10 protein-coding genes are annotated in these 13551 nt (G+C 65.8%); 4 read left to right on the plus strand and 6 right to left on the minus strand.

Annotation, left to right across the window (positions count from 1 at the left end; genetic code table 11):
- Window positions 1-57: 57 nt before the first annotated feature.
- Window positions 58-1638 carry a threonine ammonia-lyase, biosynthetic gene (gene ilvA, locus AB8808_RS19015; protein ID WP_369931083.1) on the plus strand — a complete coding sequence of 527 codons (1581 nt, stop codon included), beginning with the start codon at window positions 58-60 and terminating at the stop codon, window positions 1636-1638.
- Window positions 1639-1647: 9 nt separating this feature from the next.
- Here the strand turns inward: ilvA and AB8808_RS19020 are convergent, their stop codons facing one another.
- From AB8808_RS19020 to AB8808_RS19045, 6 genes are all read right to left on the minus strand, one after another.
- Window positions 1648-3132: a trypsin-like serine peptidase gene (locus tag AB8808_RS19020; RefSeq protein ID WP_369931084.1), complete on the minus strand. Its 1485-nt coding sequence runs from the start codon at window positions 3130-3132 to the stop codon at window positions 1648-1650.
- A gap of 115 nt (window positions 3133-3247) precedes the next feature.
- The gene (locus AB8808_RS19025) at window positions 3248-4141 is read right to left on the minus strand and encodes a cytochrome c oxidase subunit 3 (RefSeq protein ID WP_285402848.1); all 894 of its coding nucleotides are present in this window, start codon (window positions 4139-4141) and stop codon (window positions 3248-3250) included.
- Window positions 4142-4174: 33 nt separating this feature from the next.
- Window positions 4175-4300 carry a hypothetical protein gene (locus tag AB8808_RS19030; protein ID WP_255349634.1) on the minus strand — a complete coding sequence of 42 codons (126 nt, stop codon included), beginning with the start codon at window positions 4298-4300 and terminating at the stop codon, window positions 4175-4177.
- A 3-nt stretch (window positions 4301-4303) separates the two neighbouring features.
- On the minus strand, window positions 4304-5917 hold the full coding sequence (gene ctaD / locus AB8808_RS19035) for a cytochrome c oxidase subunit I (protein WP_369931085.1): 1614 nt from the start codon (window positions 5915-5917) through the stop codon (window positions 4304-4306).
- 32 nt (window positions 5918-5949) lie between these two features.
- Window positions 5950-6849 carry a cytochrome c oxidase subunit II gene (coxB, locus tag AB8808_RS19040; RefSeq protein ID WP_369931086.1) on the minus strand — a complete coding sequence of 300 codons (900 nt, stop codon included), beginning with the start codon at window positions 6847-6849 and terminating at the stop codon, window positions 5950-5952.
- Window positions 6850-6869: 20 nt separating this feature from the next.
- The gene (locus AB8808_RS19045) at window positions 6870-7352 is read right to left on the minus strand and encodes a DUF2244 domain-containing protein (protein ID WP_369931087.1); all 483 of its coding nucleotides are present in this window, start codon (window positions 7350-7352) and stop codon (window positions 6870-6872) included.
- Between the two features lie 148 nt (window positions 7353-7500).
- Here AB8808_RS19045 and AB8808_RS19050 point away from each other — a divergent pair, with 148 nt between their 5' ends.
- From AB8808_RS19050 to putA, 3 genes are all read left to right on the plus strand, one after another.
- On the plus strand, window positions 7501-7908 hold the full coding sequence (locus tag AB8808_RS19050; RefSeq protein WP_369931088.1) for a hypothetical protein: 408 nt from the start codon (window positions 7501-7503) through the stop codon (window positions 7906-7908).
- Window positions 7909-7916: 8 nt separating this feature from the next.
- Window positions 7917-10253, plus strand: coding sequence for a zeta toxin family protein (locus AB8808_RS19055; RefSeq protein WP_369931089.1), 2337 nt, complete (start codon window positions 7917-7919; stop codon window positions 10251-10253).
- Between the two features lie 78 nt (window positions 10254-10331).
- Window positions 10332-13517, plus strand: coding sequence for a bifunctional proline dehydrogenase/L-glutamate gamma-semialdehyde dehydrogenase PutA (putA, locus tag AB8808_RS19060; protein WP_369931090.1), 3186 nt, complete (start codon window positions 10332-10334; stop codon window positions 13515-13517).
- The last annotated feature ends 34 nt before the right edge of the window (window positions 13518-13551 follow it).

Here is a 13551-nt window from a genome sequence, read left to right on the forward strand (position 1 = left end):
GAGGCGGGTTTTTCATGACCGCCTCCGGAAAAAACGCATCGTCCGGAGACGTACCGCATGTCCCTACCCGCTCCACGCCAGGCCAGCCAGGACGAACCGCTTCGCGATGCCTCGGATTACCTCCGCCTGATCCTCACCGCGCGCGTCTACGACGTGGCTCGGCGCACGGAGCTGCAGCACGCCACGGTGCTGTCCGAGCAACTGGGACACGACATCCTGCTCAAGCGCGAGGACACCCAACCGGTGTCCTCGTTCAAGCTACGCGGGGCCTACAACCGGATAAGCCGCCTGGACCCTGCGTTGCGGGCCCGCGGCATCATCACCGCCTCGGCGGGCAACCATGCGCAGGGCGTGGCATGGTCGGCGGCGAAGCTGGGCATTCCCGCCGTCATCGTCGTTCCCGAAACCGCGCCGCGGGTGAAGGTAGCCGCCACGCGCCGCTTCGGCGGCCCCACCGTCGAGGTGGTGAAGGCCGGCGAGTCGTACAACGACGCCTACGCCCATGCACTGCTGCTTCAACGCGAACGGGGGATGACCTTCATACCCGCCTTCGACGATGCCGACGTCATCGCCGGACAGGGCACGGTGGCGATGGAAATCCTGAGCGAGCACCAGGGCCCCATCGACGCGATCTTCGTTCCGATCGGTGGCGGCAGTCTTGCCGCCGGCATCGCCACCTACGTGAAGGCGCTACGCCCCGACATCCGCGTCGTCGGTGTGCAGACGCACGATTCCTGCGCCATGGCGCGCTCGATCGACGCCGGCCACCGGCTGGAGCTGTCCGACGTCGGGCTGTTCTCGGACGGCACGGCCGTGAAACTGGTGGGTGAGGAAACCTTCCGCCTGTGCAAGGCCTACCTGGACGAGGTGATCCTGGTCGACACGGACGAGGTGTGCCGCGCCATCAAGGACATTTACCAGGACACACGGCGTTTCGTAGAGCCCGCGGGTGCCCTGGCGGTCGCCGGGGCGCGTCGTTACGCGGCGCGCCATGCCGCCGATGCAACTCCTGCAAGGCTGACGCTGGTGGCCATCGTGTCCGGGGCCAACCTCAATATCGACCGGATACGCTTCATCGCCGAGCGTGCGGCGGTGGGCGAATCGCGCGAGGCCCTGTTTGCGGTGAGCATCCCCGAGGAGCGAGGCAGTTTCCTGCATTTCTGCGAACTGGTCGGCAACCGAAACGTCACCGAGTTCAACTACCGGATGGACAGCCACGACCGCGCGCGCATCTTCGTCGGCGTCGAGATCGACGAGCCCGCCGAAGAAGCGGCGCTGGCCGCCGTATTCGAAGCGGCGGGATTCGCCGTGGTCGGCCTAGGGAACGACGAGCTTTCCACGCAGCACATCCGCCACATGGTGGGCGGCCGGTCCGCCGCGGCGCACGACGAGCGACTGTTCCGTTTCGCCTTCCCCGAGCGCCCCGGCGCCTTGATGCGTTTCCTGCGCTCCATGTCGCCCGGCTGGAACATCAGCCTGTTCCACTACCGGAACCAGGGTGCGGACTACAGTTCGACCCTGGTCGGCATCCAGTCGGGCGCCGTGGACGATCGGGAGCTGACACGCTTCCTCGATCGCCTCGGCTACCCCTACCGCGAAGAAACGGACAATCCGGCGTACCGCCTGTTCCTGCGGTAATGCGCTGCCTCAGCCCGAGCCGGGCGGCAGCAGATCCAGCGTTCCGAGCGGCGACAGGTTGCCCGCTTCGTCGGAGCCCTTCGCGCAGACACGCAGCGGGCCCTTGCTCTTCGGCAGGCTGATAAACGGCGAGGCAAGTTCACGGTATTTGCCCTCGTCTGCACAGTCCGTCGCCTCGCGCCGCCCCACCTTGACGATCGGCGGCGAGACGTAGGGGCTGCGGATCTCGACGATCCAGGCAGCGTCGCTCTCCTCGAGGATAGCCGGCCGTGGCGCCTCGGTCGGCGCGGTGTCGTCGATCACGCGCAGCATGACGCTGGCATGCTCCGGCGATTGCCAGTCGTTGTCGATAGCCAACTGGCCGACGACGCACATGGCGTAGGCACCTTCGTCCGGCCCCAAAGGAAGCCGGTCCATCGGCTGCTCGCGCGCCAGCGTCGGGGCACTGTAGCCGTCGATACTGGCGCAGTCCGTGGTGGCCGCGTCGCCGTGTTTGTAACGAATCCAGCGCGTGTCGTCACTGACGACGATGCCCCAGCGCGCGGGCGTGACCTCGCCCTCCTCGACGACCTGGCTGCGCGTGTACTGGCCGACGGTGCGTTGCAGGCCCACGCCGTTGCCGGCATCCAGCGATCGCGCATCCCAGCCGCCATCGGCCTGGAAAGCGGCCAGCAGGGGTGCTGCCAGGCTGTGGTAGCTCGCACCGGTACGCGAGAACGGCTGCCTGCCGGTCAACTCGCACGGACGATCGAACCCGCAGCCGTCCAGACGTGGATCGACCATCGTGCCGAGCACGCCCACGACCTGCGACGTGCCACGGCGCAGCACCGGAGAACCGGACGATCCGCCTGCGATGCCCGTACAGTCGGTGGCCGATTCGCGCAGGAACAGGCGTTCGCCCTCGAACAGTCGCACCGGCTCGCTGGCCTGGCAGGTGGAGAGGCGCAGGAACCGTTCGTGCAGCGGTACGTCGTTGGCGGGAATCTGCGGCAGATCCACCGGCAGCGTGCCGACGATGCCGGGTGCGGCGGGCGCCAGCGGGGATATGCCGAGCACGGCCAGGTCGCCGTAGGACGCCGCCAGGCGAAGTACCGCGATGTCCATGCCTTTCGTGGTGGCGTACAGGATGCGCTCGACGGCCAGGGACCGGTGCACGGCCTGCGCGTCCTGGAAGTACGCCGGGGTGAAGCGGTAACCCGACGGGGCAGCTTCGTCGACCCGCACCTGGTTGGGAACCGGCGCCTTGCCGAGCACGCAGTGGCCGGAGGTGAGCAGCAGCGCCGGACGACTGTCATCGGGAGACATAGACCCCGCAACGATGGAGCCGGTGCAGGTACCGCCATCGGGCGCGTCGATCAGGCCGACGGCGCGAAAGCGCGCGTCGCTGGCCGATGACAGCAGGGGCGCCTCGGTAGCGGCGACGCCCGAGGCGACGCCCAGCGAAAGCAGCAGCAGGGACCAGCGCGACAGGCGCGCGGTGACTTTCCGTGTCATGGGTACTCTCCGTGAGTGCTTGAGGCGGCCTTCGTCATGAAGGCGCACGGAGAGTTTAGAGCGAGGCTTGCGCCGAGGCCGTCAGGGCGGCACCGACAGACGTGTCAGCGTCTTCTTAGAGCACGTAGACGAACAGGAAGAGCGCCAGCCACACCACGTCCACGAAATGCCAGTACCAGGCCACGGCCTCAAAGCCGAAGTGGTCGTCCTTGCTGAAGTGACCCTTGGCGCAGCGCAGCCAGATGATCGCCAGCATGATCGTGCCCAGCGTCACGTGCATGCCGTGGAAACCGGTGAGCATGAAGAAGGTGGCGCCGTAGACACCGCTGCCCAGCGTGAGGTTGAAGTGTTCGTACGCTTCCGCGTACTCGTGCGCCTGGAACCACAGGAACAGGCAGCCCAGCAGCACGGTGGCGCCCAGCCCGATCAGCAGCGGCTTGCGATGACCGGCCTTCAGCGCGTGGTGCGCGATGGTGATGGTGACGCCCGATGAGAGCAGGATCAGCGTGTTGAGCAGCGGCAGGCCCCAGGCGGCGATGGTCTGGAACGAGCCGCCGATCTTCTGCGGGCCGCCACCGCCGTTGGCGCCCCACGAGGCTTCATAACCCTGCCAGACGAACTGGTGGGTGAGCACGCCATGGCCTTCGCCGCCCAGCCAGGGCACCGAGAAGATGCGCGCGTAGAACAGGGCGCCGAAGAACGCGCCGAAGAACATCACTTCGGAGAAGATGAACCACATCATGCCCATGCGGAACGAACGATCCACCTGGCTGTTGTAGTTGCCCGCCAGCGACTCGCGGATCACCGAGCGGAACCAGCCGAAGAACATGCCCAGGATCATCACGATGCCGATCCAGAACAGCGGCTTGCCGAACGTGCTGCCCTCACCGGGTTGCGCGTTCAGCCAGTGCGCGGCACCGAACACCGTCACGAACATGGACACCGCGGCCACGATCGGCCAGTAGCTCTTGCTCGGTACGAAGTAGACGTCTTGTTGCTGGTGACCCATGGTGGTTTCCCGTGGATGTCGCGTGTTAGCCGATCAGACCCGGAGCATCTGTACGATCGAAAGGAGGAAGACCGCGATCGCGAAACCGCCCGCGATCAGGGCCGTGCGGCGTGCGCGCCGGCGGCGCGCCTCCATGGCGATGTCCGTGACGCCCTGCATCGATCAGTGTTCCGTGTTGCCGTGGGCGAGTTCTTCGTCGTGGATCACCGGCGGCACGTCGAAGGTGTGGAACGGCGCCGGCGACGGCACGGTCCACTCCAGGCCACGGGCCCCTTCCCACGAACGGTCGGCCGCGCGCTTCTTCGAGAAGAACACGCAATGCACCACGACGCCCAGGAAGATCAGCTGCGAGGCGCCGAACCAGAAGCCGCCGATGGAGCTGATCATGTTGAAGTTGGCGAAGGCCACGTTGTAATCGGGGATGCGTCGAGGCATGCCGGCCAGGCCGAGGAAGTGCTGCGGGAAGAACAGCACGTTGACCGAGATGACGCTGGACCAGAAATGGATCTTGCCCCAGGTCTCGCTGTACATGTTGCCCGACCACTTCGGCAGCCAGTAATAGGCGGCAGCCATGATCGAGAATGCGGCGCCGGTCACCAGCACGTAGTGGAAGTGGGCCACCACGAAGTAGGTGTCGTGGTACTGGAAGTCCGCCGGCGCCAGGGCCAGCATCAGGCCGGAGAAACCGCCGATGGTGAACAGGATGACGAACGCGATGGCGAACAGCATCGGCGTCTCGAAGGTCATCGAGCCGCCCCACATCGTCGACACCCAGTTGAAGACCTTCACCCCCGTGGGCACCGCGATGAGCATCGTGGCGTACATGAAGAAGATCTCCGCGCCCATCGGCAGGCCCACGGCGAACATGTGGTGCGCCCAGACGATGAACGAGAGGAAGGCGATGGAGGCGATGGCGAACACCATGGCGCGGTAGCCGAAGATCGGCTTGCGGGCGAAGGTGGGGATGATCTCCGAGATGATCCCGAACGCCGGCAGGATCATGATGTAGACCTCGGGATGCCCGAAGAACCAGAAGATGTGCTGGAACAGCACCGGGTCGCCGCCGCCGGCGGCGTTGAAGAAGTTGGTATGGAAATACTTGTCGGTCAGCAGCATGGTGACCGCGCCGGCCAGCACCGGCATCACCGCGATCAGCAGGAACGCCGTGATCAGCCAGCTCCACACGAACACCGGCATCTTCAGCAGATCCATGCCGGGTGCGCGCATGTTGAGGATGGTGGCGATGATGTTGATCGCACCCATGATCGAACTGATGCCCATCAGGTGGATGGCGAAGATGGTGTACGCGATGGACTCGCCCTGCAGCGACAGAGGCGGGTACATCGTCCAGCCGCCGGCAGGGCCGCCACCCGGCATGAACAGGGTGGACAGCAGCAGGATGAACGCGAAGGGCATGATCCAGAACGAGAGGTTGTTCATGCGCGGCAGGGCCATGTCCGGCGCGCCCACCATCAGCGGGATCATCCAGTTGGCCAGGCCCACGAACGACGGCATGATCGCGCCGAAGATCATCACCAGGGCGTGCATGGTCGTCATTTCATTGAAGAAATACGGCTGCACCAGCTGCATGCCTGGCTTGAACAGCTCCGCGCGGATGACCATCGCGAAGGCGCCGCCGATGAAGAACATCGTCAGCGAGAAGATCAGGTACAGCGTGCCGATGTCCTTGTGGTTGGTGGACATCACCCATCGCTGGAAGAACCCCTTCGGGGCCCCGTGGTGATCGTGGTGGTCGTGGGTGGCTGCGTGGGCCATAACCTTGAACCTCTACCGAATGCTTGAGCGGGTTAACCCTGGGGAACCGGGGCGGGGGCGTTCTGGGCGGTCGCGGCGGCCTTGCGGACCCGTGCCTCGTCTTCCTGCGTCGCCAGCCATTGTTCGAATTCCGCCTTGGGCACGGCCTTGACCACGATCGGCATGAAGCCGTGATCCTGGCCGCACAGTTCGGCGCACTGGCCGCGGTACACACCCGGCTCCTTGATGTTGGTCCAGGCGGCGTTGGCGATGCCCGGAATGGCGTCCATCTTCCAGCCGAGAGCCGGCACCCACCAGGAGTGGATGACGTCGCCGCCGACGATGATGAAGCGGATCTTGGTGTGCACGGGGACCACCAGCGGCTTGTCCACGTCGAGCAGGTAGGTCTGGTAGCCGTCGACCTGGATCTTGCCCGGATCGAGGTTGGAGCGAAGCTGGCGGGTGCGGTCGGAGGTTTCTTCCAGCTTGGAGATGAAACCCACCTTGTCGACGCCCTTGCCCTTGTAGTCGACGTAGTCGTAGCGCCACTTCCACTGGTAACCGGTGATCTTGATGGTCATCTCGGCGCCGGTGGTGTCGGCGAACGAGGTCAGCCCTCCCGTGGCGAGGTTGGCCAGGAAGACCAGGATGATGACGGGGATGACCGTCCAGACGATCTCAAGCCGGGTGCTGTGCGACCACTTCTCGGCCACGGCACCGCGCGACTTGCGGAAGCGGAACATCGCCACGAACATCGCGCCGAAGACGATGACGCCGATGACCACGCACACCCAAAGGGCCACCATGTGCATGGCGTAGGGCGACCACTCGCTGACCCCCTTGGTCATGTTGAGCTGGTTCGGTTCCGGGTTGGCCCATGCCGCCCCGCCGAACAGGGCGAGGGCACTCGCCACGCACGCCGCCTTCCATCGTCCGATGCCGCCAGATGTCATTTCTTGCACCTTTAGTGAACCTACCTGCGCGTCTGGCCTGAGACTTCGGACAGCAGCACCATGAGTTTCCTGGACACCTCGACCCTTTCCTCTTCCCCCAGGAAGGCGCCGATTTCGAGCTCGTTCCCATGTGACGTGAGGAACAGGCGCTGCCGCCCGTTTCCCGATGCCAACCCTACCCGTACCCAGTGTGTCTGGAAACGGACGACCCGACGACCCGGCACCGCACGCACTTCGAGCGTGTCGGTCCCCACCACGATGCGCTCGCCCTTGCCACCGGCCCGCCAGGCCGCGCCAAGCGCGAACCCGACCACGAACGACTCCGCAAGGGCGAACACGGGAGCGAACACATTCCCCTGCCACGCGCCAAGCGACGCCGTTGCCAGCGCCAGGGCCGCCAGGCCGAGGATCAGCCGACGTAGACCGCGTTTGTCCAGCGCACGGTTGGGCCGGAGCCACAACACGCGCGGCTGACCCGCGGCGGTCGGTCGAAGCACGATCATGCGGACCCCGCGCACTCTCAACGGACCGATGATAGGGCGGCGGCCAGAATGCGGCAAGGTTGGGAAGCGGCGTGATGCCGCAGGGGCAATTGACGCCACGGGGGCAGGTGGCCCCAGGAGGTAGGCCGGGTCACGGCGACAATTGCCTATGACCGGTAAGATCGGGGCACCGTCCTCTGCCAAGGAAAGCTGTATGTGGCCGTTAAGTCCCCTCCCACCTCCACCTGTCCCGCAACGAATCAGGGAGTTGTTAAAGGACTACCCGGAGCTGATCGAGAAGCTTCAGGGGAGCCTTAACAACGTCATTCTCAAGCCCTCGCCGATGACGCCGCCGCTTGAGGTCGCAATCTGGGCACTCGAGGACGGCTTAGAGAGTTTCAACTCGAATGCGAAGAAAGAGCTAAGAGAGGCCAGAGCAGCCGACGACGCAGAGGCTATCGCTCTGGCCGACCAGAAAGAACGCGCAACATCCTTTGCTCGCGCCAGTGGCGGCGGCATGCGCGACCTCAGCGAACTTTCGCGATACTTTGAGGAAAATGAGAGGGCGTTCAAGTGAATGCCCGCATGAACAGCGAAGAAGGCCGCTTGGATCCTGCTTCACACGAACGCATCTTTGCCGAAAGAATCGCGCCCGAGAGCGGACTCTTCGAAGCCAGGTCCCAGGAGCAGCCCAAGGCAATCATCCTTGCCGGTCAACCAGGCGCCGGGAAAGGCGGCATGGCAAAACGGGCAGTTGACGATCTGCTCCACGATGTCGTCAAGGTCGATCCCGATGAGTTGCGCCAGTACCATCCTAGCGTCGACGTCTTTCGCTCCGAGCACCCCTATACCTGGCCCACGCAGACGCACCCCGATGCAAGCCAATGGGCTACGGAGTTGCGAGAATCCGCGATAGCCCAAAAGAAAAACCTGATCATCGATACCACGCTGGGCAACGGGGATGCCGCTGTCTCCATGATCAGAAACCTGCAGGACAAGGGTTACCAAGTAGAGATTCGAGCGATAGCGACCCACCGCCTGCAGAGTGAAGCAGGAGTCGATGAACGTTTTACGCGCTCGCTGGATGATTTTGGCTACGGCCGCTACGTCCCAGCATCGGTGCGCGAACACGTCTACCAATCCCTCCCTGCCAGCCTCGACAAGGTTCAAGCGCAAACCGACGCGCCGATTCGCATCTTCAACCGCCAAGGCCATGAATTCTTCGACAGCCGCAGTGCTGCCCGCTCGGCCGGTCAGGCGTTGAGCGCAGCCCGCGAACTGCCGTTAAGCGACTTGAACCACGTCCGGGAAGTTCGCGACTCATATCGCAAACAACTCGCCTGGCACAACGACCTGCCCGGTTCTCTGGAGGAGCGCTCGGCGCTCGCCCCCGAAACCCGCTCACCTTTGCTGCAAGAGCGCGAAGGCCTGCAAGTCGTTAAAAACCTGAGCCGCGATGCGCTCCACGCCGAGCAGGGCTATCACGCAGTGACACGTGGGCTGGCCATCAAGGGGCTGGGGATCGCGGGCGTGGCCGCCACGGCGTACGATGCCGCACAAACAGGGCGTCAAACGACGGAACTACTGCAGCAGGGCAATGTGACTGGCGCGCAGTCGGGCGTGCTGCATTTCGGCAGCAGGACGTTGGGCATGGCCGCCGGTGCCGCCATCGTAGGTAGCGCTGGCGCAGCGGCGGGTGTTGAGACGGGGCCCGGGATGCTTGTGACTGGTGCCGTGGGCACCGTCTTAGGTGGCCTGGGCGGCGATAGAGTGGCCGACGCTATCGACCAGTACCGCGTCTATCACCAGAAAGATCCACAAGGGTTGCCCTGGCGCTACGATCCGGAGCAACCCCAGAAGGGCTGGGTATCCGAGCTGCCAGCCCTGCCGGGAGGGTTCAAGGCGCCTTCCGCCGATGCAGCCCTGCAGAACCGGCTCGACTATCAGGCTTCGGGCAAGGCCACCGAATTGCGCATGGCGCAACCTGGCGAGTTGCCCGACCCTTACAAACAGCCAGCCGGTCCGCACGATCCGCCGCGCATGCATGCCGAGCCCTGGACCCGTGATTCGCAAACGCATGCATGGACGCGCGAGGTCATCACTAATGTCGTCGACCATGTGGTACTGCGTGAGACCGAGACCGCATCGCCTTCCCGCGCGACCGAACTGAATAAAGCGGCCGATCAGGCCGTTGCGCAGAATCGGACGAACTCACCGCAAGGCGTGGCCGCTGCCTATCAAGCCATGTACGAACAGCGCGGCTGGAAAAGCCTGGGGCCGATGCCCGAGGCCGTGACCTCTACGTTGCGGGAGGCCGATCGGACGGTGCGTGCCTCGGATGGCCACACTTACTCCCGGGCGGCTGACGGCCAGTGGAGCACACCCGGCATGGTGTACGGACGCAATGCTGCCGAAGGCAATGTGCGAGACGAACTCAATGCGACACGTCGCTACGAAAACCATGCTCCGGCTGTGGCGAAGCAAGAGCCGACGGCGTCGCTGCCGCCGAAGCGCCTGGACGATCCGAACCATCCTGACCACTCCTTCTACTTGCAAACCAGGGAGAAGGTGCAGCAGCTGGACCGGGAACTGGGGCGAACGCCCGACCACCATACCGACCAGATTTCGTCCGCACTGACGGTGCAGGCGCGCGCCGATGGATTGCATCGGATCGATAAAGTAGCCCTCGGCGTCGGCGGCGAAAAGCTGTGGGCGGTACAAACGCCGCCCGGTCGTACCGACCATCTTTTCGACCAGCGGAGCAGCGTGCCGACCGCGTCCGCCAACGTGCCCATGGAACAAAGTGCGGCCCAATGGCCTCAGGCCATGCAGCAGTTCCAGGAGAGCCAACAACAGACCCAGGCACAAAGCCAGGCGCAGGTCCAGCAGCAGGGTCCGCATGTGCCTGGCATGAGCCGCTAGACCGCGCCACAGGCAGACGGAGGGCAGACCGGGCGCATACCGCAGAGCAGCACACATGGCTTACCGGCCTGCCCTACAATGAGCGGTCTCCCCCGCGCCGACCCACCTCAAGTGAACCCACAGATCCTCCGTCCCGAACTCCCCACCGGCGCCGAGCCGGCACGCGCGCGTATCACGTCCGCCTGGCTGCGCGACGAAACCGAGGCCGTGAACGACCTGCTGGCGCAGGCTACCCTGCCGCCGACCGAGCGCGAGCACGTCATCGACGTGGCCGCCGGCCTGGTGACCCGGGTGCGCGCCCGCGCCAAGGACCAGAGCGCCGTCGAGTCCTTCATGCGCCAGTACGATCTTTCCTCGGAGGAAGGCGTGCTGCTGATGTGCGTGGCCGAGGCGCTGCTGCGCATCCCCGACAAGGCCACGGCCGACAAGCTGATCCGCGACAAGCTGGGCGACGCGAACTGGAAGAAACACCTGGGCCAGAGCGAATCCGTGTTCGTCAACGCCTCCACCTGGGGCCTGATGCTCACGGGTCACCTGGTCAACCTGGCGGAAGACACCCGCCACGACTTCACTTCCGCGCTGCGCCGCCTGGTCGGTCGCGCCGGCGAGCCCGTGGTGCGCCTGGCCGTGCGCCAGGCCATGCGGATCATGGGGCACCAGTTCGTGATGGGGCGCACCATCAAGGAAGCCCTGGACCGCTCCGCCGAAAAAGAGCACGCGGTCTACCGTTACTCCTACGACATGCTCGGCGAGTCGGCCCTCACCCAGGCCACGGCGGAGCGCTACCAGCAGGACTACCGCGACGCGATCAACGCCTTGGGTGGCCGGGGCCCGTTCCCGAGCAACCTCGAGGCGCCGTCGATCTCGGTCAAGCTGTCGGCGCTGCACCCACGCTACGAGGTGGCCAACCGCGAACGCGCCCGCGCCGAACTGGGCGCCAAGCTGCTCGAGCTGTCCCAGCTGGCCTTCAAGAACGGCATCGCCCTGTCCGTGGACGCGGAAGAAACCGATCGTCTGGAACTGTCGCTGGACATCATCGGCGACGTCTTCGCTCATCCGTCGCTGGAGGGCTGGAACGGCCTGGGCATCGTCATCCAGGCTTACCAGAAGCGTGCACCGTTCGTGATCGACTGGGTGACCGAGAAGGCCCGCGCCACCGGCCGCCGCTGGTTCGTGCGGCTGGTGAAGGGCGCCTACTGGGATGCCGAGATCAAGCGTTCGCAGGAAAACGGCCTGTCGGGCTATCCGGTGTACACGCGCAAGCCGAACACCGATGTCTCCTACCTGGCCTGCGCGCATCGCCTGTTCGCCGCAGGCGGCGACGCCGTGTACCCGCAGTTCGCCACGCACAACGCGCACACCATCGCGGCCATCCACCACATCGCCAAGGGTCGCCCGTACGAGAACCAGCGCCTGCACGGCATGGGCGCGGACCTCTACGCGGAGGTGATCGGCAAGGACAAGCTCAACGTGCCCTGCCGCGTCTACGCGCCGGTGGGCAGCCACGAAGACCTGCTGCCCTACCTGGTCCGCCGCCTGCTCGAGAACGGCGCCAACACCAGCTTCGTCAACCGCGTGGTGGACGAAACCGTGCCGGTGCGCGACCTGGTGGCCGACCCCTGCGAAACCGTGCGCGCCTTCAGCTCCATCCCCCACCCCCGCATTCCCCTGCCGGTCAACCTGTACGGCGAACTCCGGAAAAATTCCATGGGCATGAACTTCGCCAACGACAACGAGCTGAACGAGCTCGCCGACGCCGTCAACCGCCACAGCGGCCCCTGGGCCGCGGCCCCGCTGATCGCCGGTGGCGCCGCCGCCGGCACGAAGACCGAGGTCACCGACCCGTCCGACCGTCGCCGCATCGTCGGTACGGTGGAAAACACCGACCCGGCGCTGGTCGACAAGGCGCTGGCCGCGGGCGTGAAGGCGCAGCCGGGCTGGGATCGCCTGCCGGCCGCCAGCCGCGCCGCCATTCTCGAGCACGCCGCCGAGCAACTGGAGCACAACCGGGCCGAGTTCATCGCGCTGTGCGTGCGCGAAGCAGGCAAGAGCCTGCCGGATGCGATCGCAGAGATCCGCGAGGCCGCCGACTTCCTGCGCTACTACGCCACCATGGCCCGCCGCCTGTTCGGCCAGCCGGAGCAGCTGCCCGGCCCCACCGGCGAAAGCAACCAGCTGTTCCTCAACGGGCGCGGCGTGTTCGTCTGCATCAGCCCGTGGAACTTCCCGCTGGCGATCTTCCTGGGCCAGGTGGCCGCCGCGCTTGCCGCCGGCAATGCCGTCATCGCCAAGCCGGCCGAGCAGACCTCGCTGATCGGCCATGCCGCGGTGAAGCTGCTTCACGCCGCCGGCGTGCCCGTCGACGTCCTGCAATACCTCCCGGGCGATGGCGCCACCGTCGGTGCCGCGCTCACCCGCGACCCGCGCGTGGCCGGCGTGGCCTTCACCGGCTCCACCGACACCGCCTGGGCGATCAACCGCGCGCTCGCCGCACGCAATGCGCCCATCGCCGCGCTGGTCGCCGAGACCGGCGGCCAGAACGCGATGATCGCCGACTCGTCCGCCCTGCCCGAGCAGATCGTCAAGGACGTGATCGCCTCGGCGTTCCAGTCCGCCGGCCAGCGCTGCTCCGCGGCGCGCGTGCTGTTCGTGCAGGAAGACATCGCCGACAAGGTCATCGCGATGCTGGCAGGCGCCATGGCCGAACTGAAGGTCGGCGACCCCGGCCTGCTCTCGACCGACGTCGGCCCGGTCATCGACGAGGACGCTCGCACCATCCTGGTCGACCATGCCGCACGCATGGACCGTGAAGCGAAAAAGATCGGCGAAGTGGCACTGCCGGAGTCCACCGCGCACGGCACCTATTTCGCACCGCGTGCCTACGAGATCCCGTCGCTGGACATGCTGACCCGCGAGATCTTCGGGCCGGTGCTGCACGTGATCCGCTGGCACGGCGCCGACCTGGCCAAGGTGGTGGACCAGATCAACGCCACCGGCTTCGGCCTCACGCTCGGCATCCACAGCCGTATCGACGACACCATCGATTACATCTCCAGCCACGCCCGCGTGGGCAACTGCTACGTCAACCGCAACCAGATCGGTGCGGTGGTCGGCGTGCAGCCGTTCGGCGGCGAAGGCCTGTCCGGCACCGGTCCGAAGGCCGGTGGCCCGCACTACCTGCTGCGCTTCGCCGGCGAGCGGACGCTCACGGTGAACACCACGGCAGCGGGCGGCAACGCGTCGTTGCTGACGATCGGCGAGTAACGGCCGGCTCGCGCTTATCGTTGCGCGATTTCGG

It is taken from the genome of Xanthomonas sp. NCPPB 2632 (assembly GCF_041228075.2).
Classification (GTDB): Bacteria; Pseudomonadota; Gammaproteobacteria; order Xanthomonadales; family Rhodanobacteraceae; genus Luteibacter.

Bases quoted from the DNA above. Each gene is read 5' to 3' on its own strand.
- ilvA (WP_369931083.1), top strand. From the start codon at position 58: ATGTCCCTACCCGCTCCACGCCAGGCCAGCCAGGACGAACCGCTTCGC.
- AB8808_RS19020 (WP_369931084.1), bottom strand. From the start codon at position 3,132: ATGACACGGAAAGTCACCGCGCGCCTGTCGCGCTGGTCCCTGCTGCTG.
- AB8808_RS19025 (WP_285402848.1), bottom strand. From the start codon at position 4,141: ATGGGTCACCAGCAACAAGACGTCTACTTCGTACCGAGCAAGAGCTAC.
- AB8808_RS19030 (WP_255349634.1), bottom strand. From the start codon at position 4,300: ATGCAGGGCGTCACGGACATCGCCATGGAGGCGCGCCGCCGGCGCGCA.
- ctaD (WP_369931085.1), bottom strand. From the start codon at position 5,917: ATGGCCCACGCAGCCACCCACGACCACCACGATCACCACGGGGCCCCG.
- coxB (WP_369931086.1), bottom strand. From the start codon at position 6,849: ATGACATCTGGCGGCATCGGACGATGGAAGGCGGCGTGCGTGGCGAGT.
- AB8808_RS19045 (WP_369931087.1), bottom strand. From the start codon at position 7,352: ATGATCGTGCTTCGACCGACCGCCGCGGGTCAGCCGCGCGTGTTGTGG.
- AB8808_RS19050 (WP_369931088.1), top strand. From the start codon at position 7,501: ATGACCGGTAAGATCGGGGCACCGTCCTCTGCCAAGGAAAGCTGTATG.
- AB8808_RS19055 (WP_369931089.1), top strand. From the start codon at position 7,917: ATGAACAGCGAAGAAGGCCGCTTGGATCCTGCTTCACACGAACGCATC.
- putA (WP_369931090.1), top strand. From the start codon at position 10,332: ATGAGCGGTCTCCCCCGCGCCGACCCACCTCAAGTGAACCCACAGATC.